The sequence below is a fragment of the Kitasatospora sp. NPDC041917 genome, assembly GCF_055589745.1.
Map to the genome: position 1 here is coordinate 37,644 of NZ_JBVJBI010000001.1, position 18,915 is coordinate 56,558.

General features: G+C 72.4%; 14 protein-coding genes. 3 read left to right on the forward strand and 11 right to left on the reverse strand.

Annotated elements, in window-relative coordinates; translation table 11 throughout:
- Nucleotides 1-115 precede the first annotated feature (115 nt).
- The 9 genes from ACZ6EM_RS00180 to ACZ6EM_RS00220 form a co-directional block, all read right to left on the reverse strand.
- Complete coding sequence (locus tag ACZ6EM_RS00180) at nt 116-1,909, reverse strand: glycoside hydrolase family 36 protein (RefSeq protein ID WP_465771239.1); 1,794 nt, start codon at nt 1,907-1,909, stop codon at nt 116-118.
- Between the two features lie 2 nt (nt 1,910-1,911).
- Nucleotides 1,912-2,847 (reverse strand): carbohydrate ABC transporter permease, encoded by a 936-nt coding sequence (locus ACZ6EM_RS00185; RefSeq protein WP_465771240.1) that lies wholly within the window; start codon nt 2,845-2,847, stop codon nt 1,912-1,914.
- On the reverse strand, nt 2,844-3,758 hold the full coding sequence (locus ACZ6EM_RS00190) for a carbohydrate ABC transporter permease (RefSeq protein ID WP_401047115.1): 915 nt from the start codon (nt 3,756-3,758) through the stop codon (nt 2,844-2,846). The genes ACZ6EM_RS00185 and ACZ6EM_RS00190 overlap by 4 nt, the downstream gene beginning before the upstream one ends.
- Nucleotides 3,755-5,101: an extracellular solute-binding protein gene (locus ACZ6EM_RS00195; protein WP_401047118.1), complete on the reverse strand. Its 1,347-nt coding sequence runs from the start codon at nt 5,099-5,101 to the stop codon at nt 3,755-3,757. Before ACZ6EM_RS00195 ends, ACZ6EM_RS00190 begins: the two co-directional genes overlap by 4 nt.
- A 296-nt stretch (nt 5,102-5,397) precedes the next feature.
- Nucleotides 5,398-6,624 (reverse strand): radical SAM protein, encoded by a 1,227-nt coding sequence (locus ACZ6EM_RS00200; protein ID WP_401047121.1) that lies wholly within the window; start codon nt 6,622-6,624, stop codon nt 5,398-5,400.
- Nucleotides 6,625-6,644: 20 nt separating this feature from the next.
- The gene (locus ACZ6EM_RS00205) at nt 6,645-7,379 is read right to left on the reverse strand and encodes a hypothetical protein (protein WP_452179656.1); all 735 of its coding nucleotides are present in this window, start codon (nt 7,377-7,379) and stop codon (nt 6,645-6,647) included.
- Nucleotides 7,380-7,621: 242 nt separating this feature from the next.
- Nucleotides 7,622-8,407 carry a DUF2785 domain-containing protein gene (locus ACZ6EM_RS00210; RefSeq protein ID WP_452179657.1) on the reverse strand — a complete coding sequence of 262 codons (786 nt, stop codon included), beginning with the start codon at nt 8,405-8,407 and terminating at the stop codon, nt 7,622-7,624.
- 97 nt (nt 8,408-8,504) lie between these two features.
- Nucleotides 8,505-9,887 carry a diaminopimelate decarboxylase gene (gene lysA / locus ACZ6EM_RS00215; RefSeq protein WP_465771241.1) on the reverse strand — a complete coding sequence of 461 codons (1,383 nt, stop codon included), beginning with the start codon at nt 9,885-9,887 and terminating at the stop codon, nt 8,505-8,507.
- Between the two features lie 64 nt (nt 9,888-9,951).
- Nucleotides 9,952-10,125, reverse strand: coding sequence for a hypothetical protein (locus tag ACZ6EM_RS00220; protein WP_380549512.1), 174 nt, complete (start codon nt 10,123-10,125; stop codon nt 9,952-9,954).
- A 308-nt stretch (nt 10,126-10,433) separates the two neighbouring features.
- Between ACZ6EM_RS00220 and kdpB the strand changes: the two genes are divergently transcribed.
- From kdpB to ACZ6EM_RS00235, 3 genes are all read left to right on the forward strand, one after another.
- Nucleotides 10,434-12,605 (forward strand): potassium-transporting ATPase subunit KdpB, encoded by a 2,172-nt coding sequence (gene kdpB, locus ACZ6EM_RS00225; RefSeq protein ID WP_465771242.1) that lies wholly within the window; start codon nt 10,434-10,436, stop codon nt 12,603-12,605.
- Nucleotides 12,606-12,822: 217 nt separating this feature from the next.
- Nucleotides 12,823-13,308, forward strand: a complete 486-nt coding sequence (locus ACZ6EM_RS00230) for a universal stress protein (protein WP_359898838.1) — start codon at nt 12,823-12,825, stop codon at nt 13,306-13,308.
- A gap of 611 nt (nt 13,309-13,919) precedes the next feature.
- A complete protein-coding gene (locus ACZ6EM_RS00235) occupies nt 13,920-14,381 on the forward strand; it encodes a hypothetical protein (protein WP_452179661.1) in 462 nt (153 codons plus the stop codon).
- On the opposite strand, the gene ACZ6EM_RS00240 is transcribed toward ACZ6EM_RS00235, so the two are convergent.
- Nucleotides 14,382-15,005: a hypothetical protein gene (locus ACZ6EM_RS00240; RefSeq protein WP_452179662.1), complete on the reverse strand. Its 624-nt coding sequence runs from the start codon at nt 15,003-15,005 to the stop codon at nt 14,382-14,384.
- 91 nt (nt 15,006-15,096) lie between these two features.
- Nucleotides 15,097-18,900, reverse strand: a complete 3,804-nt coding sequence (locus ACZ6EM_RS00245; protein WP_465771243.1) for an HD domain-containing protein — start codon at nt 18,898-18,900, stop codon at nt 15,097-15,099.
- Between the last annotated feature and the right edge of the window lie 15 nt (nt 18,901-18,915).

Sequence of the window (18,915 nt, forward strand, 5' to 3'; positions counted from 1 at the left end):
TCCTCCAGGGGTGGTCGGGGCTCGGGACGACGGGGGCCGGCACCGGTCCGCCGCCCCGAGCGGGTCGGGCCCGGCGCGGAGTCGGGCCCGGCGCGGAGTCAGGCCCGGCGCAGGGTCAGGCCCGGCGCAGGGTCAGCAGTCCGCCGCGCGGCACCACGATCGCGGCCGCCCGGTCCAGCTCGACCTCGCCCTGCCGGACGATACGCCCCCGGGCGTCCTGCACCGTCACCGCCACCTGCCCGCGGCCGCCGGTGAGCCGGACGTCCGGGTCGGCGTCGGCGTTGGCGACCAGCAGGGTGTGCCAGTCCTCACCGGAGACGTCCACCGGCAGCGCGGCGTAGCGGGCCACCGCGACGGTGTCGGCGCCGCGCGCGGTGACCATCGGGTAGCCGAGGTCCGGGCGGGCCGGGAGCAGTTCGCCGAGCTGGAGGGTGGCGGTGTGCTCGCGGAAGACGCCGAGCCAGAAGGCGATGGCCTCGCGCTGGCCCTCGCTCTGCGCGGCGAGGTCGACGGAGACCTGCGGCACCGAGAACAGCACGTTGATCAGGTGGCAGGCGACCTGCTCCGGCGGCTCGCCCTGGTGCCACATCAGCATGTCGGCGTGGACGGGGACCGGCCCGGCCGCGAGCCGCACGTCGACGGTCCGCTGCCGGTTCTCCTGCGGGCTGAGCGGGCAGTCGGTGGCGCGGATCATGGTCGCGTACGGCCACAGGCCGGGGCTGACGTACGGCTGGCGGTGCTCGATCATCGCCTCCGGATCGGCGGCGGTGATCCGGCCGCGGATCCCGGCGAGCAGCCGCTCCACGCCCTCGTCGACGGACTCGCAGTCCGCGCCGGGGCGGGCCGGCGGGGCGTCGGCACGGGCGAACCAGTCGACGAAGTCCACCTTGAGGCCGTCCATGCCCCACTCCTCGACGGCCCGGGCGAGCCGGTCGGTGAGGAAGGCCCGGACCTCGGGGTGGCGCGGGTCGGCGACGATCGCGCCCATGTGGGCGGCGTCGGCCAGCGCGAGGTGGCCGATCTCCCGGTACGCGGCGCTGTCCTTGCCGATGAACGGCAGCGCGTACCAGAGCATGTAGCGCACGCCGAGGTCGTGCACCCGCCGCACGTGGGCGGCGGTGTCGGGCAGCGAGACCGGCTCCCAGTCGCCGCAGTGGCCGTAGCCGCGGGTGCGGTCGGCGGTCATCCAGCCGTCGTCCACGATGATCACGTCCAGGCCCAGCTCCTTGCCGAGCGCGGCCTGGGTCTCGACGCCCTTGGGGGTGATGTCCTGGTGCATCGAGTACCAGGTGGAGTACGCGGGGCGGCGGGCGGCCTCCGGGATGTCGGCCGTGCGGCCCTCGCCCCACCAGGCGGCGAGGTCGGCCAGGGCGCGCCCGAAGTGCCGGCGGGAGGTGTCGATCCGGACGGTGAGCCGGTCGGTGGCCTGGGCCCAGAACCGGAACTCGCCGGTCTCCTCGACCACGCCGGCCCCGGCCAGCACGTCCGGACGCCCGGCGGCGAAGGCGCACAGGGCGACGTCGCCGGTACCGACCAGCGCGGCGATCGGCGCGCCGTTGGCCAGCGAGGTGCGGCGCGGGGCACTCCAGGCGGCGGGCAGCCAGCCGGTGCCGCGCGGCTCGGGGGTCCACAGGGCGGTGGCGTCCACGCAGGGCACGCGCCACTCGATCCGCACCTCGCCCGCGCCCTCGGCGGTCACCTCCACCACCCCGTCGGCGATGCCCCGGGCCGTGCCGGTGCCGCTCACCCGCAGGTCCAGCCCGTCGACGTACAGCCGGCGCAGGCCGCCGGCGGCGGTGGGGGCGTGCGGCTCCCAGACGTCCTCGGTGCCGGCCGTCGTCCCGCCCGTGCTCCCGGCCGTGCTCCCGGCCGTGCTCCCGGCCGTGCTCTCGATCGTGCTCTCGGTCATGGTCAGCCCTTCGTGGCGCCGGCCAGCAGGCCGGAGATGAACTGCCGCTGGAGGACCAGGAAGAGGACCATCATCGGCAGGGTGGACAGCGCGGTGCCGGAGAGGATCGCGCCGTAGTCGGTGTTGGACTTGTTGCCGTGCAGCGTCGCCAGGGCGACCGGCAGGGTGTGCATCTCGGGGCTGCGCAGGGCGATCAGCGGCCAGACGAACTGGTTCCAGGACCCCAGGAAGAGGAAGATCGACAGCGCCGCCAGCACCGGCCTCATGACCGGCACCACCACGCTGAACAGCACCCGGATCTCGCCCGCGCCGTCGACCCGGGCGGCGTCCAGGAGTTCGTCCGGCAGGCTGCTCAGCGACTGCCGCATCAGGAAGATGGCGAACGGCACGCACAGGCCGGGCAGGATCAGCGCCTGGTAGGTGTCCAGCAGGCCGAAGTTCGTCATCATCTTGAACAGCGGTACCAGCGTGACCTGTTCGGGCACCACGAGGGTGGACAGCAGCAGTGCGAACAGCAGGGTGCGGCCGCGGAAGCGGAACTTGGCGAAGGCGTAGCCCGCGAGCAGCGCCACGACGAGGGCGCCCAGCGTCTGGACCCCCGCCACCAGCACGGAGTTCCCGATCACCCGGAGCAGGCCGATCTTCTGCTGCAGGTGGCTCAGGTTCTCGCCGAGGCTCCCGCCGGGCAGCAGCTTGGGCGGCCAGTCGAAGACCTCGGTGTCCTTGCGGGTGGCGGAGACCACCAGCCAGTAGAAGGGGGCGATCGACAGCCCGGTGATGCCGGCCAGGAAGAAGGTGAGCGGCCAGCCGCGCAGCTTCTTGAGGGGGTTCGCCCTCCTGGGGGCTGTGCTCCCGGGCGTGGCGCTCCGGGGTGTCGCGCCCTCGGGCGTCGTACTGCCGGGCGTCGTGGTCTGGGGGGTGGTGGTCTTGGAGGTCACTTGTCGCGCTCTCCCATCAGGCGCATCTGGAGGGCGCCGAGCACCGACACGATCAGGGTGAGCGCGTAGGCGATGGCGGAGGCGTAGCCGAAGTCGAAGTACCGGAAGCCGTTCTGGTACAGGTACATGGAGACGGTCAGGGTGGCGTTGTCCGGCCCGCCGCCGGTCAGCACGTACGGCTCGTCGAAGAGCTGGAGCGTGCCGATGGTCGAGAGCACGACCGTGAACAGCAGCACCGGACGCAGCGCGGGGACGGTGATCGAGGTGAAGCGGCGGATCGGGCCGGCGCCGTCGACCATCGCGGCCTCGTACAACTCCTTCGGGATGGACTGGAGTCCGGCGAGGTAGATGACGGCGTTGTAGCCGGTGTAGTGCCAGGTGAGCACCACCACGACGGCCATCCGGGCCCAGACCGGCTGGCCCAGCCAGTCGACGGAGGGCAGGCCGACGGCGTTCAGCACCCAGTTGACGGCGCCGTCGTCGGACTTGAGCAGGTAGGCGAACATCACGCCGGTGGCGACCAGGCCGGTGACCGAGGGCATGAAGACGCCGAGCCGCCACACCGTGCGCCAGCGCACCACCGCGGAGTTGATGCCGACGGCCATCAGCAGGGCCAGCCCGAGCATCAGCGGGACCTGGACGACGAGAATCTCGCCGGTGTTGCGCAGGGCCGTCCAGAACAGCGGATCGTCCAGCAGCCGACGGTAGTTGGCGATGCCGGCGTTGCGGGTGGCGGTGCCGGCGCCGGTGGTGAAGGAGAGCCACAGCGACTCGATGATCGGGTAGGCCTTGAACACGCCGAAGGTGAGCAGGGCCGGGGCGAGCAGCAGGTACGGCAGGGCGGTGCGCCGCCGGCGGCTCCGCGCGGCCTTCCCGGCGAGGGCGGCGGAGGTCGGGCTGGCGGCGCTCATGCGATACCGCGCCCCGTCTGCTGGGCGAGCTGCTTGGCGGCGTCCTGGAGGACGGCGGCCGGGTCGGCGCCCTTGAGGAGGACCTTGGTCTGGGCGTCGCTGACGAGCTTGAGGGCGCGGGCGTAGTCGCCGGAGTAGTTGGTGGGGTCGCCGCCGTCGGTGGCGAGGTCGGTGAAGGTCTTGAGCACCGCCTGGCCGCCGTAGAAGGCGCTGGGCGCGGCGTACATCGGGTCGGCGTAGGCCTCGGTGAGGGCCGGGAAGACGCCGCCCGCGTTGAACATCGTGTTGACCGAGGCCGTGCGGGTGAGCGCGTACTCGACGAACTTCCAGGCGGCGCGGCGGCGCGGGCTGGAGGCGGCGACGGCCAGGTGGGTGGAGTTGACCAGCGCGGTGCGCTTGCCGCCGGGGGTGACCGCCGGGGGCTTGGTGAGGCGCCAGTTGCCGCTCTGGTCGGGGAACTTCTTCTCCAGGTAGTGCGCGACCCAGGTGGGCATCGCGGCCACCGCGAGCTTGCCGCTCTTCATCACCGGCGGCCAGCTCTGGACGCCGGGGGTGTCACCGATCAGCCCGGCCTCGTCCAGCCGCTTGATGATGGTCAGGGCGCGCACGGCCGGCTCCGAGGCGACGGTGATCTTGCCCTGGAGGTCGAAGTAGAAGGCGCCCTGGAGCTGCATCAGACCCTGGAGGAAGTCCAGGTCGGGGGTGGGGTTGGCGGCCCGGTTGACGCCGATCAGCGCGATGCCGGGGTTGGCGGCCTTGAAGCGGTCGGCGACGGCGAGCAGGTCGTCCCAGGTGGCGAAAGTCTCGGGGTCGATGCCCGCCTTGTCGAAGTAGTCCTTGCGGTAGAAGAAGCCCAGCGCGTTGACCTCCCAGGGCAGCGCGTAGGCGTGGCCGTCCTTGCCGGTGACGACCGGCCACAGGCCCTTGGCGAACTTGTCCTTGTGGGCGTCGGCGCCGAGCGCGGAGAGGTCGGCCAGGCCGCCGGGGAACTTCTCCTGGTAGCCGGGCAGGTAGTCACAGCCGATGTGGAGGACGTCGCCGAGGCCCTGGCCGCCGGCCGCCAGACCGACGGTGATCTTGTCCCAGATGGCGGGCTCGCCGATGTCCTGGACGTCGACCTTGATCCCCGGGTTGTCCTTCTCGAAGGCCGGGACGATGCCGCGCAGGGCCTCGGCCGCGGTGGCCCAGGACCAGACGGTGATCGTGCCGGTGTCGGCGTCCCCGCCGGCGGCGCCTCCCGAGCCGGAGCCGCCGCCGCAGGCCGCGAGGGTGCCGCCGGCGGCGACGGCCAGCAGGCCGGCTCCGGAGGCGCGGAGAAGGTCGCGACGAGAAAGGTGTGACATTGCATTCCTCTCGGTGGGGTGGCGCCGGAAGGCTGTGGTGCGTAGGGGATTTGGAGGGGTGTGACAGGTGCGGCGGGGGTCGCTCGGGTTGTTTTGAACGTTCAAACACACAAAACAGACCAGAACCAAACAGGTTCGAACGAGCGGACACAGCAAACGCCCGCCCTCCCCGTGCCGTCAAGACCTGAAGAGGGGAAGGGCGGGCTCCGCAACCGTTCTGTTATCGGAGAGGACGTCGCCGAGGCGTCGGAGCGGACGCCGGAACGGGGTGCCGGAGGCGGCATCGGCCGGGTCCGTCAGCCCCGCACGGCGCCCGAGGGGCCGAACGCGGTTCCCGGGGTGACCGGGATCCCGCGGGACATGGCCTCGAAGTCCAGGATCGGGTGGGTCAGGATCTCCTCGACCTCGTCGGTCAGGAGGTTGCCCAGGATGAACTCCTCCTCCGCGCCCGACCCGAAGGTGACGACCTGCCCGCTCGACTGGATCATCCAGTTCAGCAGCTCCCGCTCGCTGCTCTCCGCGAGGTGGATCTCCCGGCCGGGGTGGTCGCGCCGGATCCCGTCCACGACCGCGCGGACGTCCTCGACCGCCACCCCGAGCCTGCGGACCGTGGCCGGCGACGCCCGCCGGCCCCACCACTGGAAGATCACCCACTGGGCGACCGAAGGGTGGGACATGATCTCGGCGGCGAGCTCCGGCAGTTGGTGGAGGTTCTCGGCACTCGCCACGGTGTGCACCCGCACCCGGTCGAAGCCCTCGGCGTCGCACAGGGCGAGGGATTCCAGCAGCGCCCGGAGGAGGTCGGCGTCCGGGCTGCGGCGGAACGCCCGCTGCACGTCCGCGGTGACGGCGTCCAGCGGCAGCCGCAGCGAGGACAGGCCGCGGAGGCGGTCGAGCTTCTCGGCGGTGAGCGTGTAGCCGGTGGTGTCGAGGCCGACCTTGAGGCCGGCGGCGATCGCGTGGTCGACCACGTCGAAGATCGGCGGCCACAGCAGCGGGTCGCCGCCCGCCAGTACCAGGTCGGTGGTCCCGTGCGCGGCCAGCTTCGCGATGATCCGGTCCGCCTGGGCCAGGTCGATCTGCTCCGCGGCGAACGGGTTGTAGCAGCCCTGGCAGGACATCGGACAGCGGTTGTTGATCGACCAGTTGACTCGCCGGACGCCACGTCCGGTGCGCGGCAGGCCGGCCCGGCTCCGGATCCCCGCCACCAGGTGGGCGAGGCGCCGGCTCTGCGGGAGGACGGCTCCGGCAAGCAGGTCCTCGGCCCGTTCGACGGCGGCCGCGGTGGCGTTGTTCTGGAGCAGCAGGAACGCCAGGCGCCAGCGCATGGTCTCGTCCGCCGGGTCCCGGCCCAGGGCCAGTTCGACCCGCTCGGTCAGGGCGCCGAGGTAGCCCGGGTTGAAGTTGGCGGGCTCCAGGCGCCGTTGGAAGTCGTCGGCTATCGACCCGCGCTCCAAGGACCTGTCGTAGCCGGCCCGCAAGGGGTGCGGGGGCAGGATCTCCACGTGCTGCCGGGTGGACATGGGGTGCTCTCCGGTGGTGGTCAGTTCGGGGCGGACGGCAGCAGGACGACCATCGAGTCGGCGGACGACAGGCCCATGCTCTCGACGAAGACCGCGTCGCGGACGAGCTGCGCGACGGCGGGGTGGGTGGGGGTGGCGAGGTAGCGCGCGGTGGATTCGAGCGGGGTGATGCGGCGCTCGGCGATCAGGGCGCGCAGGGCGTGCGGGAGGTCGTCGAGGCCGTCGCGTACCTCCTTGAGATCGAACCGGTCGGCCAGCCGCGTCGCGGCCCTGCGGGCCTTGGCGAGGTTGGTCGTCGGGTCCAGGGCCGTCGCCTTCGCCAGGTAGTAGGGGACGGGCTGCATCATCCAGGCCAGTGCCCCGTGCGGGTCGCCGTCGTCGCGGCCCGGCAGGTCGAAACCCTCCGGGCCGAGTGCGAGGCCGTCGCAGAACCACTCGGGCCTCATGCTGATCCGGTAGTGGGCGTGGCCGGCCAGCCGGAACGCCGGGAGCCTGGCGATGACGGACGTCGTCTCGATCCGGAAGGTGTCGGAGATCCGCCGCATCCTCCGCCCCACCACGTCGCGGACTTCCGGCACGTCCGCGTCCTCGGCCACGACGTGGACCAGGTCGAGGTTGGAGACGACGTCTCCGCTCGGCCCGGTGCGGTGGTCGCCGCGGGCGAGGGAACCGGTCGCCGCCACCGACATGTCGGTCACGTCCGCGAACTCGCGGGCCAACTCCTGGAACAACAGGGGGACGTCTTCGGGTCTCACGTGGCTCCTCGGGTGTCGGCGGCGGCGGCGAAGGAGCGATCCTTCACCCTCTCTTCCAAGTCCTTTTACATCGTGGAGAGTTCGTATTCAGTCGCGCAGCCTAACAGCGGCCCGCCACAAATGGTCGAGTTCGCATCAATTACCTCATGCGTCAGGGATGACAAACCGACAGAAGCGGTCCTGTTCAGTCACATTGGGGAACGTTCGGCGCCCTTGGACCGGGTGGGGATCCCGTCCCCGGCCTATCGGAGCGGCAGGCGCAGCACCTCGGCCACCCCGGCCTTCACCACCTCGCCGTGGGCGAGCCGGACGGGGCGGCCGCCGCGCTCCGCGCAGACCCCGAGGTCCGCCAGCAGATACAGGGCCCGCAGGGTGCGGACGGTGTTGGAGGCCCAGACCGGCATCGGCCCGTACTCGTACGGGGCGAGGGCCTCGGCGATCGGTGCCAGCCAGGCGGTCGACCGCTCCGGCGTCAGGTCGGGGCGGGTGAGGACGAGGGCCACGGCCTTGGCGAGCCGGTCGTCCTCCCGCTCCGCGAACAGGTACCCCGTCGGGGCGAGCAGGCGCTCGGCGGCGAGCACGAGCAGCGGTCCGGGATCGACCTCGGGCCGCAGGCCGAAGGCCCCCAGCAGGTCCGCGCCGTGCGCCACCGCGTGCAGCCAGCCGAGCGTGTCGTCACGGCCCCGCAGGTCGGCCTCCGCGCGGTACCAGGCGGCGAACGCGTCGAGCCACCCGGGCCTGGCACCGCCCCGGTTCACGATCATCCTCAGGACGAGCGGGGCGAAGGTCCGCGCCTCGATCCGCGGATCGGTGAAGCGCTCCGCCATCAGGTCACCGAGCGCCAGACACCGCTCGCCGTCGATCACCCCGCTCCGTATCCAGGCGTCCAGCACCGCGTACGGGTAACCGTCCCTGATCTCGGGGTCCGGGCTCCCCAGAGCCTCCGCCAGCTCCGCGGTCAGGTCGTCCAGCCCGCGCCCCGGGGGGAGTGCACAGTCGTTCTCATGGATCTCGCGCCAGTTCGTCACGGGGCGGGACCCTATCAACGGCGGTCAGGGCCTCCCACCTGGTTTTTCCGCGCGGGAAGTCGGCCGGGCCGACGTCCCGCGCCACCACCGACCGCCCTCAGCGCCCGACCTCGCGCAGGCGGAAGTCCTCGACCGTCTCCCGCCGGATCAGCAGCCGCGCCCGGCCGTCCTTCACCGCCACCACGGCCGGGCGGCCGACCAGGTTGTAGCCGGACGCCATCGACAGCTGGTACGCACCGGCCGCCGGCATCGCCAGCAGGTCGCCCGGGCGCAGGTCGGCGGGCAGTGCCGCGTCCCGCACCAGCACGTCCCCGGCCTCGCAGTGACGGCCCACCACGTCCACCCTCGCCTCCGCCGCCTCCGAACGGCGGCCGACCAGCCGCACCGCGTACGGCGATCCGTACAGCGCCGGGCGCGGGTTGTCGCTCATGCCGCCGTCCACCGCGACGAAGCAGCGGCCGTCGGCCGAGTGCTTGACGGACAGCACCCGGTACACGGCCACCGCGGCCGGACCGGCCACGGCGCGACCGGGTTCGACGATCAGCCGGGGCACCTCCAGCCCGGCCTCCGCGCAGCGCACCGCCAGCCGGTCGGTCACCCGCACCGCGAACTCGGCGAGGTCCAGCGCCTCGTCCCCCGCCAGGTAGCGGATGCCGTGGCCGCCGCCGAGGTCCAGCTCCGGCAGCTCCACGCCGTGCCGCTCCCGCACCTCGGCGAGCAGCCGCACCAGCGCGTCCACCGCGAGCAGGTACGGCTCGACCGAGGTGATCTGCGAGCCCAGGTGGCAGTGCAGGCCCGCCAGTTCGAGGCCCGGCTGGTCGAGCACCCGGGCGACGGCGTCCGCCGCGTCACCGCCCTCGATCGGGAAACCGAACTTCTGCCCGCCGACCCCGGTGCGCACCGCCGCGTGGTGCCCGGCGGCGATCCCGGGAACCACCCGGACCAGCACCTTCTGCGGCGTGTCGGCCGCCACCAGCGCGGCCAGCCGGGCGATCTCCGCCGGGCCGTCGATCACGATCCGCCCGACCCGCAGCCGCCGCGCCAGCCGCAGCTCCTCCGGGGACTTGGCGTTGCCGTGCAGCAGGATCCGCTGCGCCGGGAAGCCGGCCGAGACGGCCAGCCAGAGCTCACCCGACGAGCAGACGTCGAGTCCCAGCCCCTCCTGCTCCACCCAGTCGGCCATCGCGCTGCACAGGAAGGCCTTGGCCGCGTACAGCACCTCGGCGTGCGGCAGCGCCCGCCGGTAGGCCCGGGCCCGGCCCCGGACCTCGGCCTCGTCCAGCACGTACAGCGGGGTGCCGAACCGCTCGGCGGCCTCCGCCAGTCCCACGCCGCCGACCAGCACCTCGCCTCCCCGGCCGGGCCGCGCCGAGGCCGGCCAGGGGCCGCCGAGCGCATCGACGGAGGTGGTGACGGAGGCGGAGGTGGTGACGGAGGCGGTGACGGAGGCGGTGACGGGCCGGGCGACGAGCTGGGTCATGGCGGCTACTCCTGTGGGCGGGCGCGTGGGCGGCGGGGTGCTCCGGCGGGTGTCGGTCCGGGCGTCAGTCCTCGTAGTGCATCGCGAACCGGCAGTGCGCCGGACGGGTGCGTTCCCGGTCGGCCGCCGGGGCCGGTTCCGGCGGCTCGGGGCGGTCCCGGCGCCAGGCGACGGGCACCGGGCGGACCGTCCGCTCCAGCGGCTCGTCGACGTCGATGACGGCGGTGACAGTGGTCATGGCAGGTCCCTTCCAGCGGCGGCCCGTACGGCCGGACACCTCCAGTGGAGACCCTCCGCACACCGACCGCACCCGTCCTTGACGCAGGACGTACGTCCCGGGCCCGGTCCTTGACGCCCTCCTGACAGTGGCCCTGCGGCGGCCCGTCCGCGGTGTCAGGAGTCTGTCAAGGACGGCCGCCGCGCCGCCAAGGCCTCGTCAAGGCCGGCTTGTCCCCCGGTGCTCCGGTGGTGGGCTGTCCGCCGTCCCCGCAGCCCCACCGAACCGCCGCCCCATCCGACCGGGCGGCCCGGAAGGTCCCCGAGACGATGCGCCGTTCGGCCCTCACCACCCCGGACACCACCGACCAGCAGAACCTGTTCCAGCGCCCGGACCGTGCGCCCGGACCGCCGCCCGGCCACCGGCCCACCTCGCCGGGCGCCCGCCGCCGGCTGATCACCCGCCGCCAGCTGGCCGAGGCACTGCCCGCCGCCGTCCGCAAGCTCCACCCGCGCACCATGACGCGCAACCCGGTGATGCTGGTGGTCGAGTGCGGCTCCGCGCTCACCACCGTCAGCGCCGTCCTCCACCCGAGCGTCTTCGCCTGGGTGATCTCCTTCTGGCTCTGGCTGACCGTGCTGTTCGCCAACCTGGCCGAGGCCGTCGCGGAGAGCCGCGGCAAGGCACAGGCCGAATCGCTGCGCCGCGCCCGGTCCACCACCACGGCGCGACGGCTGCCGCACTGGCGGGTCGGCACCCGCGACCTGCGCCACGAGGTCGTTCCCGCCGAGCAGTTGCTGCTGCACGACATCGTCCTCGTGCCGGCCGGCGAGGTGATCCCGCGGGACGGCGAGGTGGTCGAAGGCGTCGCCGCCGTCGACGAGTCCGCGATCACCGGGGAGTCCGCGCCGGTGGTCCGGGAGTCCGGCGGCGACCGCACCGGCGTCACCGGCGGGACGAAGGTCCTCTCCGACCACCTGGTCGTCCGGGTCACCTCGCGGCCCGGGCAGAGCTTCCTGGACCGGATGATCGCCCTGGTCGAGGGCGCCGACCGGCAGAAGACGCCGAACGAGGTCGCGCTCAACATCCTGCTGGCCTCGCTGACCATCGTCTTCCTGCTGTCCGTCGTGTCGCTCCAGCCGATGGCCATCTACGCCCACGCGCCGCAAACCACCGTCGTGCTGGTCGCGTTGATGGTCGCCCTCATCCCGACCACCATCGGCGCCCTGCTCTCCGCCATCGGCATCGCCGGCATGGACCGGCTGGTGCAGCGCAACGTCGTCGCGCTCTCCGGCCGGGCGGTGGAGGCCGCCGGGGACGTGGACGTGCTGCTGCTCGACAAGACCGGCACCATCACCCACGGCAACCGCCGGGCCGTCGCCCTGCACCCGCTGCCCGGCGCGACCACCGAACAGCTCGCCGAGGCCGCCCAGTTGGCCTCAGTCGCGGACGGGACGCCGGAGGGGCGGTCACTGGTCGAACTGACCGACCGTCAGTACTGGGTGCCGCCGCGCTCCCCCGGCGAACTCGGCGAACAGCGGCCCGTGCCGTTCACCGCGCACAGCCGGATGAGCGGCGTGGACCTCACCTGGCCGGACGGCACCACCTGCCTGATCCGCAAGGGCGCCGCGAGCGCCGTCGCCCGCTGGGTGGTGAACTCCGGCGGACGGCTGCCGATGGAGGCCAAGCCGCTGGTGGACCGGATCGCCGGGTCCGGCGGCACCCCGCTGCTGGTCGCCGTCCACGACCGGCACGGCGCACGGGCGTTGGGCGTCGTCGAGCTCAAGGACGTGGTGAAGGAGGGCATCGCCGAACGCTTCGCCGAGCTGCGGCGGATGGGCATCCGTACGGTCATGGTCACCGGGGACAACCCGCTGACCGCGCGGGCCATCGCCGACGAGGCCGGGGTGGACGACTTCCTCGCCGAGGCCACCCCGGAGGACAAGCTCGCCCACCTGCGGCGCGAGCAGGCCGCCGGGAACATGGTCGCGATGACCGGCGACGGCACCAACGACGCCCCCGCGCTCGCCCAGGCCGACGTCGGTGTCGCGATGAACTCCGGCACCCCGGCCGCCAAGGAGGCCGGCAACATGGTCGACCTCGACTCCAACCCGGCGAAGCTGATCGAGATCATCCGGGTGGGCAAACAACTCCTCATCACCCGAGGCGCGTTGACCACCTTCTCGATCACCAACGACGTGGCCAAGTTCTTCGCGATCATCCCCGCGATGTTCGCGAACGCCTACCCCGGGCTGCACCACCTCAACATCATGGAACTGCACAGCCCCACCTCGGCGATCGCCTCCGCGATCATCTTCAACGCGCTGATCATCGTCGCCCTGATCCCGCTCGCCCTGCGCGGCGTGCGCTACCAGCCGGCCTCCGCGACCGACCTGCTCCGGCGCAACCTGCGGGTGTACGGACTGGGCGGGCTGGTGCTGCCGTTCCTCGGCATCAAGGCGATCGACCTGCTGATCCAGTTCGTCCCGGGGCTGGGCTGAGACACCGGCCGGGAGACACCGGCCGGGAAATCCCGCCGCACCGCCGCCGACGGCCCTGTCAGAAGGCCGTCAAGATGTGTGCGACCTGCGTCATGGTGGTGTCAGCGGCGGTACGGAGGCGTCCGTTCCGGGGTTCACTTGAATCATCCGAAGCAAGGAGTGCCGAACCGGCGGAGCCCGATGGAGAGAGCCGCCGGAGAGACGGAGGCGAACGGCCATGACCGGGACCACCCGAGTGATCGTCGGCCTGAGCGGGTCACTGAGCAGTCTGGCCGCCCTCTACCACGCCGTCGGCGAAGCCGCCCGGCACGAAGCGATGCTGGTGCCCGTCGCCGCCTGGACCGCGATCGAGCGGGACGGCCGGCGCCCGCCCTCCGAACTGGAGCACGCCGCCCGCCGGCGCCTCGACATCGCCTTCGAACAGGCCTACGGCGGCTACCCGTCCGGCCTGGTCATCCACCCGCTGGTGGTCAACGCCGAACCCGGCCCCGCCCTGGTCGGCGCCGTCACCGGCCCGGAGGACCTGCTCGTCCTCGGCGCCGCCACCCGCCGCCGCCTGGACCGCCTGCGGCACGGCTCCGTCGCCCGCCACTGCCGCCACCGGGCCGGCTGCCGGGTGATCGAGGTCTCGCCCTCCGCCCTGCTCACCCGCCTCGAACTGCCCGCCCGCACCGGAGCCCCGCTCCCCCTGCTGGCCCGCTGACGACGCGCCGCCCCGCGCCCGACCGCCCAGCCGTCCCACCCTCAGCGCCCACCTGCGCGCCCCGGCCACCGCACCGGGCGCGCGGGTGGGCGCTCAGTTGTACAGGGGGTCAGAAGGGGCACGTACTCTTCCTGGCCGCCGAGTTGGAGGTATCCCAGCGGCCTGCGAGCCCCACCGGCCCCAGCCTCCCCACCCCCGTGGCCCCGACCGCGAAAGCGGAGCTCCGCACTCAAAGCAGCCGGGCCACCACCCCTCGACATGCCCACCGGCAGCCCGGGTTCCGCACCTTCGACAAGCCTGTCGAAGGTGACATGCCCGGGCTATGCTGACCCGAAGCCCGCCCGCAGTCGGGCCCCTCGCCCCGTCGACGAACACGCCACCCAGGCGCTCCCGACCGGAAGGAGGCGCGGCCCCGACCTCCGCAGGACGGCCCACCTGCCGCGGCCAACCTGCCGCCCGCATCGCATATTTGACGGTCCGTCAATGATGATCCGCGATTTCACCGCCCGAGCCGTGACGCGTGCCCCGGGCCGCCCACCGCCGTTGTACGGAAGGTGAATCGCCGCGCCCGCCCGAAACCCCCGGCCGCCCCGCCGAGGAAGAGGTTCCGCATGACGACGTCCCGGACCCACCCGCGCCCCGCCGAGGCCGCGGTACTGCTCACCGTGCTCGGCCTGCTCGTCCTGGAGGAGATCGCCCTCGGCATGGCCGAGGAGGAGGACCGCCCCGTCATCGGCGGCATCCTGATCGGCGCCTCCGGCACCGGTCTGCTGGTCGTCGGCGCGGTGCTCCTCAGCCGCTGGATCGACCTCCGCCGCCCGCTCCCACTGCCCCCGCCCGGCCCCAACGGCCGCGAGTACAGCGCCCGCGCCCTCGAAGGCTTCCCGATGGAGGCCGTCCGCCCCCTGCTGCTCGCCGAGAACGCACCCCAGCTCGGCCACCTGTACTCCGCCTGGATGCTCGCCCGGGCCGGCCGCCCCGCCCCCTGGATCGCCCGCCGCCTCGCCATCCCCCCGGACGCCGCCCAGCTCCTGGCCGACGCCGCCCGCTCGACGAGACTCGACCGGGCCTGATCAGCGCCGCCGACCGGTCTCCGCGTTCGCCTGCGCCACCAGGTACGGCACCAGCCCGCGCTCCGCCAGCGCCGACCGCCAGGCATCCCGCGCCAGCACCAGCTCCCCCGGCCCGTCCGCCGCCTCCCCGGCCTCCGCACCCCTCGCCCGGGCCGCCCCCAGCAGCCCCAGCCCGCCCACCAGCAGACTCACCGCGGCCACCCCGGCCGACACCCACCCGGCCTCCACCAGCGCATGCGCCAGCACCTCCAGGTCCTCCACCAGCCCCAGCACGAGGCCCAGCAGCAAGAAGATCACCGCCGCCGTCACCGCGATGATCGGCACGACCACCCCCAGCACCCCCCACCACCCCGACGCCCGCTCCCGGGGAGGCGCCGCCACCGGCAGCCGCGCCACCGCATCGGCGTCCGCCCGCAACGCCGCATACCGCTCGTACTCCGGCGCCGCCGCGGCCAGCACGAACTCCGCGTTCTCCCGCGCCGCCCGCCGCAACCGCTCCGAACCCCGAGCCTCGTCCCCGCCGGCCCGCAGCGCCGCCCGCACCTGCGGCGCGGAGAGTGCTCGCCCCAGCTCCGTCTCGAAGTCCGCCCGATCCTGCTGCGGCAGCCGAAGCGACCTGTCCATGCTCGTCCCCGATCACCGTTCGTTTTGTTCTACAGAACTGTAGAACAAGGAGGCGGATCGCAGCAGCCCTGTTCACGGGTGGATTCGGTGCTCAGGAGGGGTCGGCCATGGGGACGCGGGCGAGGGCGTCGCGGATCAGCTCGGCAGGGTCGGGGGCGTCGATGCCCCACTCGCGGTACCAGTCGGCGATCCGAGCCATCGGATGTCCCGTCTTCAGTGACAGCTTCAGCAGCCCGGCCAGGTCGACATTGCTGATCCACAGCATGTCGACCGACCAGGGCTGACCTCCGGCAAGGAGCTCAACCGCCTCATCCACCGTGACCCCGGCCGGCAGGTCGTCACAGGACGATACGATCCCGCGGGCCCTCAGGTGGCGGGCCAGATCTCCGGGCTGGCGTTGCAGCTTCCGAGCCCCCATGATCAAGCGCGCGAACGGCACCACGTGTCCCAGCAGCAGGTTGCCCCAGCTCATCGCACTGTCGGGCGAGAACAACTCCTCGTCCAGGCGGGTGAACTCGTCCGGCAGAACGATCGGGACCTCCACGCCATAGGCCCTGAAGCGGTCGAGGACTTCGCGCAGTGAGCAGTTCCTCGATCCGGGCAGCTCCAACAGCCGCCTGAAGGTCAGGTCGGCCACGTCACTCCGCCGCCCCCTGTCCATGAACAGCTCCAGATCCGCCGGACAGGCGTCCTTCGGCATGCGCGGCACCCGGAACCCGGCAGCCCCGAGCACCTCCACAGCCCGGCGCGGCGCGATCCCCAAGTCCTGTTCCGCCCAGAGCAGGTGATCCACCGGAATCCCTTCCGACCGCGTCAACCACGGGCCGGTGCCGTTGAGGTTCCGGCTCAACAGCATCAGGGTCTCATCCGAGGGGAACGGCGGCAGGCCCGTCGCATCCACCTCAAGACCGTACCTCGTCATGGCTTCGGCGACCCGTCCGACCGGAATCCCGTGCACTCGACCGGACTTGACCAGGAATCCCAGCGGGACCTCGTCTCCCGGCTCCGGCCCGCCCCAGAACGTTCCACCCCCGGAGCGCTTCCAGAGGAAGATCGGATCGGTGTCGACAGCGGTGGCGAGAGCCAGCACCTCGCGGGTGACCTGTCGGCCCGCGCCCTCCCAGACGCCCGCCGCAGCGGCCGCTGGAATTCCTCTCAGATCGGCGATGACCAGCAGGTCGTTGACGCGTGCGAACCAGTGGCCGTCCACCTCCCGGAAGTGTGAACCGCTTTCACGGGGAATGCCGAACTCGGCGGCCCTGGCACGAGCGGTCTCGGACGTGACACCGAGATCGCGGGACAGTTTCGTGAGCCAGCCGTCGCCGTAATGCGCCAAGGACCACGACCTCAGGTCGTGCTCGACGACCGGCGCCAGAACGGCGATGTCGGAGGGGATCGCCGGGCGCACCCTCCTCTCCCCCATCAACTCCGCGCAGATCTGGGCGAGTTCAGGTGATGAAGGTTCCATCTCGTGGGCCAGTATCCGCCAGAGCGCCACGTTGTCCGGAAGGCTCCCCGCAACGCTCTCCCTGGTCGGTCCATCGGCGTTCTCGAACCACGCAAGGACGTCACCGTCCGCGAGAAAGCAGCCGGTACGACGAGTTTCGTAGTCGACCCCGCCGAATTCCAGCGGTCGTCCCTGCCGGATGACCTCGACTGCCACCAGGTCGGCGAACTGGTAGTTCTCCCCCGTCACCCGGTGAATCCACTCCATGCTCAGCACGGCCGAGTCGCCGCTCACGAACTCGGCCACCGCAGCCTCCAACAGCCCCCCGACCGTGTCCGACAGGTCGCTGATGATGCGACGGCGGTCGACGGACAGCTTGCCCGGCGACAGTCCTCCCGTGAGGTTCACCACGGCGCCGGGCAGTCCGCGCGGCGTGATGACCCCACGCACCACCTCCGGTTCGACCACCAGACCGTCCACCAGCAGGGCCCCGCCGTGCTCGCACCACGTCACCTGCGCGCCCTCCGGGGCTTCGGCCCAGGGCGTCATCCCGCCCCAGGCACTGAAGCAGAAGCTCTCTTCTTGAGGCGCCTCCCGTGCTTTCAGGACTCCGGGCTCCCATATCGCCGTCCGGTCGCGGTGCACCGCCGAGGTGGCGAACTCCGCAACGGCCAGAAGGCGTTCCAAGACGTCGAGACACGACCACGACTCCGTCAGCTCGATGTCCTCCCGCAGGTACAGCCGTACGGTGGTGCCGGGCGCGCTGCCCTGCTCGGACTGCTTGGCGATGCGGAAGAGGTGACTCGGGCCGTAGATGGAGACCTCCAGCTGCGGGCCCAGCTGGCCGGAGGCGTCCAGGCGGCAGGTCGTCACCCGGATCTCGTCGGCGAGCATGAAGTAGCTCAGCACGCCGATGCCGAAGCGGCTGTTGGGATGCAGCTCGACGGGCGGATCCACCTTGCGCCACTCGGCGCGTTCGAGCTTGAAGTCCAACTGCTCGGCGAAGCGGGCGCCGGCGTTGGAGAAGACTCCCCGCAACTCCTCTTCGCCCATTCCCACGCCGTTGTCCTCGCACTCCAGGTAGGCGCGGCCGTCCTCGTCCACTCCCTGGCGGAACTCGATCCGGCCGTCGTAGGAAAGGGGGCCCAGGCGGAAGGTCCGTGACCGGTCCAGGTACTGCACGCGGGCCCGGGCGTACCGGCAGGCGTCGAGGGCGTTCTGGTAGAGCTCGCGGACGGCCAGGTCCCGGTCGCGGTAGAGCTCGACGCCCATCAGCAGGCTGCGCACCCGGCGTTCGTCCATCCGGAAGCGGGCCCAGCCGGTGAAGGCGCCGGCGGCGGGGCCGGCCTCGTCCGAGGTGAGACGGGTGGGCAGCGGGTGTTCGGTGAGGACGCGGCGGACGGCGTGGAGGAGTTCGTCGGCGCGGGCCGTGTACTCGCGGAGCCCCTCGACCACCGCCTCGTGGTGGCACTCCGCGCGCAGGACGGGAAGGTCGTAGGAGCCGCCCCAGACTGCCAGTTCGAGTGTCCGGCGCAGGTCGGCGAGGTCGACCTCGTCCGGGATGCCGAGGTGCTCCGCCACGATCTCGGGCAGGGCGGTCATCTCGATGGCGGTCCCGTACGCCAGCGCGAGAAGCAACGCCACCCTCGGCTCCCGGACGTGCTGTTCGCCCGGGGCCCGCAGGTGGTCGTCAGCGCTGAGCCCGGCGAGGTAGTCGCGGTTGCCGACGTCGGGGCCCCGGCGCAGGCCGTGCAGCAGTGCGCAGACACGCTTGGTCGCGAAGGTCTCGCCGAGGTCGGCGAGCATCGGGAGTCGGTCCAGGATCTCGCCGACGCCCTCGGGGTCGGCGAGATCCTCGTGCTGGTCGAGCCAGCGGTGGAAGAGCCACCAGCCGAGCGGGACGGCGGAGGCGGGGCGGGTCCGGGTGCGGCCGACGAGCAGGTCGTAGGACTCGATGAACTGCTCGTAGGCCGATCGGTCGGCGTCGGGCTCAGATGACGGCGCCAGGTCGGTCGGCCCGACAGCGGCCCGCGCCGCCGCCAGGTTCGACGACCGGACCCGGTAGAGGAACGGGAGCACGGCCAGCAGTGCCGCCTCGGCCGGGTAGAGCTTCAGCGGCTCCTCGCCGAGCAGCCAGCCGACCCGTTTGGCGAAGCGCTCCGCGATGCCCGGGTCCTGCCAGGGGTCGTCCGTCGTGTCGACCGAGTCGCGAAGCCGGGCCAGCTCTCCGACGGCCTCCAGTACGACGCGCTGGTAGGGCTCGGTGTCCTGGTCGTCCCGTACGTGCCGCCAGGTGGGCGATTTCGCGACGAGATCCACCCACGTGTCGGCCCGGACGGACGCTGCCGGGGGTCGGCTCCCGTCCAGGAAGAGGTTCTCGATGTTCCCGGCCTGCACGACCGTCCCGTGCACCGGGCCGTTCGCCGTGTTCGCCGTGTGGTCCGCCATCCCTCGTACCCTCCC

Bases quoted from the DNA above. Each gene is read 5' to 3' on its own strand.
- ACZ6EM_RS00180 (WP_465771239.1), bottom strand. From the start codon at position 1,909: ATGACCGAGAGCACGATCGAGAGCACGGCCGGGAGCACGGCCGGGAGC.
- ACZ6EM_RS00190 (WP_401047115.1), bottom strand. From the start codon at position 3,758: ATGAGCGCCGCCAGCCCGACCTCCGCCGCCCTCGCCGGGAAGGCCGCG.
- ACZ6EM_RS00195 (WP_401047118.1), bottom strand. From the start codon at position 5,101: ATGTCACACCTTTCTCGTCGCGACCTTCTCCGCGCCTCCGGAGCCGGC.
- ACZ6EM_RS00200 (WP_401047121.1), bottom strand. From the start codon at position 6,624: ATGTCCACCCGGCAGCACGTGGAGATCCTGCCCCCGCACCCCTTGCGG.
- lysA (WP_465771241.1), bottom strand. From the start codon at position 9,887: ATGACCCAGCTCGTCGCCCGGCCCGTCACCGCCTCCGTCACCGCCTCC.
- ACZ6EM_RS00220 (WP_380549512.1), bottom strand. From the start codon at position 10,125: ATGACCACTGTCACCGCCGTCATCGACGTCGACGAGCCGCTGGAGCGG.
- kdpB (WP_465771242.1), top strand. From the start codon at position 10,434: ATGCGCCGTTCGGCCCTCACCACCCCGGACACCACCGACCAGCAGAAC.
- ACZ6EM_RS00230 (WP_359898838.1), top strand. From the start codon at position 12,823: ATGACCGGGACCACCCGAGTGATCGTCGGCCTGAGCGGGTCACTGAGC.
- ACZ6EM_RS00235 (WP_452179661.1), top strand. From the start codon at position 13,920: ATGACGACGTCCCGGACCCACCCGCGCCCCGCCGAGGCCGCGGTACTG.
- ACZ6EM_RS00240 (WP_452179662.1), bottom strand. From the start codon at position 15,005: ATGGACAGGTCGCTTCGGCTGCCGCAGCAGGATCGGGCGGACTTCGAG.
- ACZ6EM_RS00245 (WP_465771243.1), bottom strand. From the start codon at position 18,900: ATGGCGGACCACACGGCGAACACGGCGAACGGCCCGGTGCACGGGACG.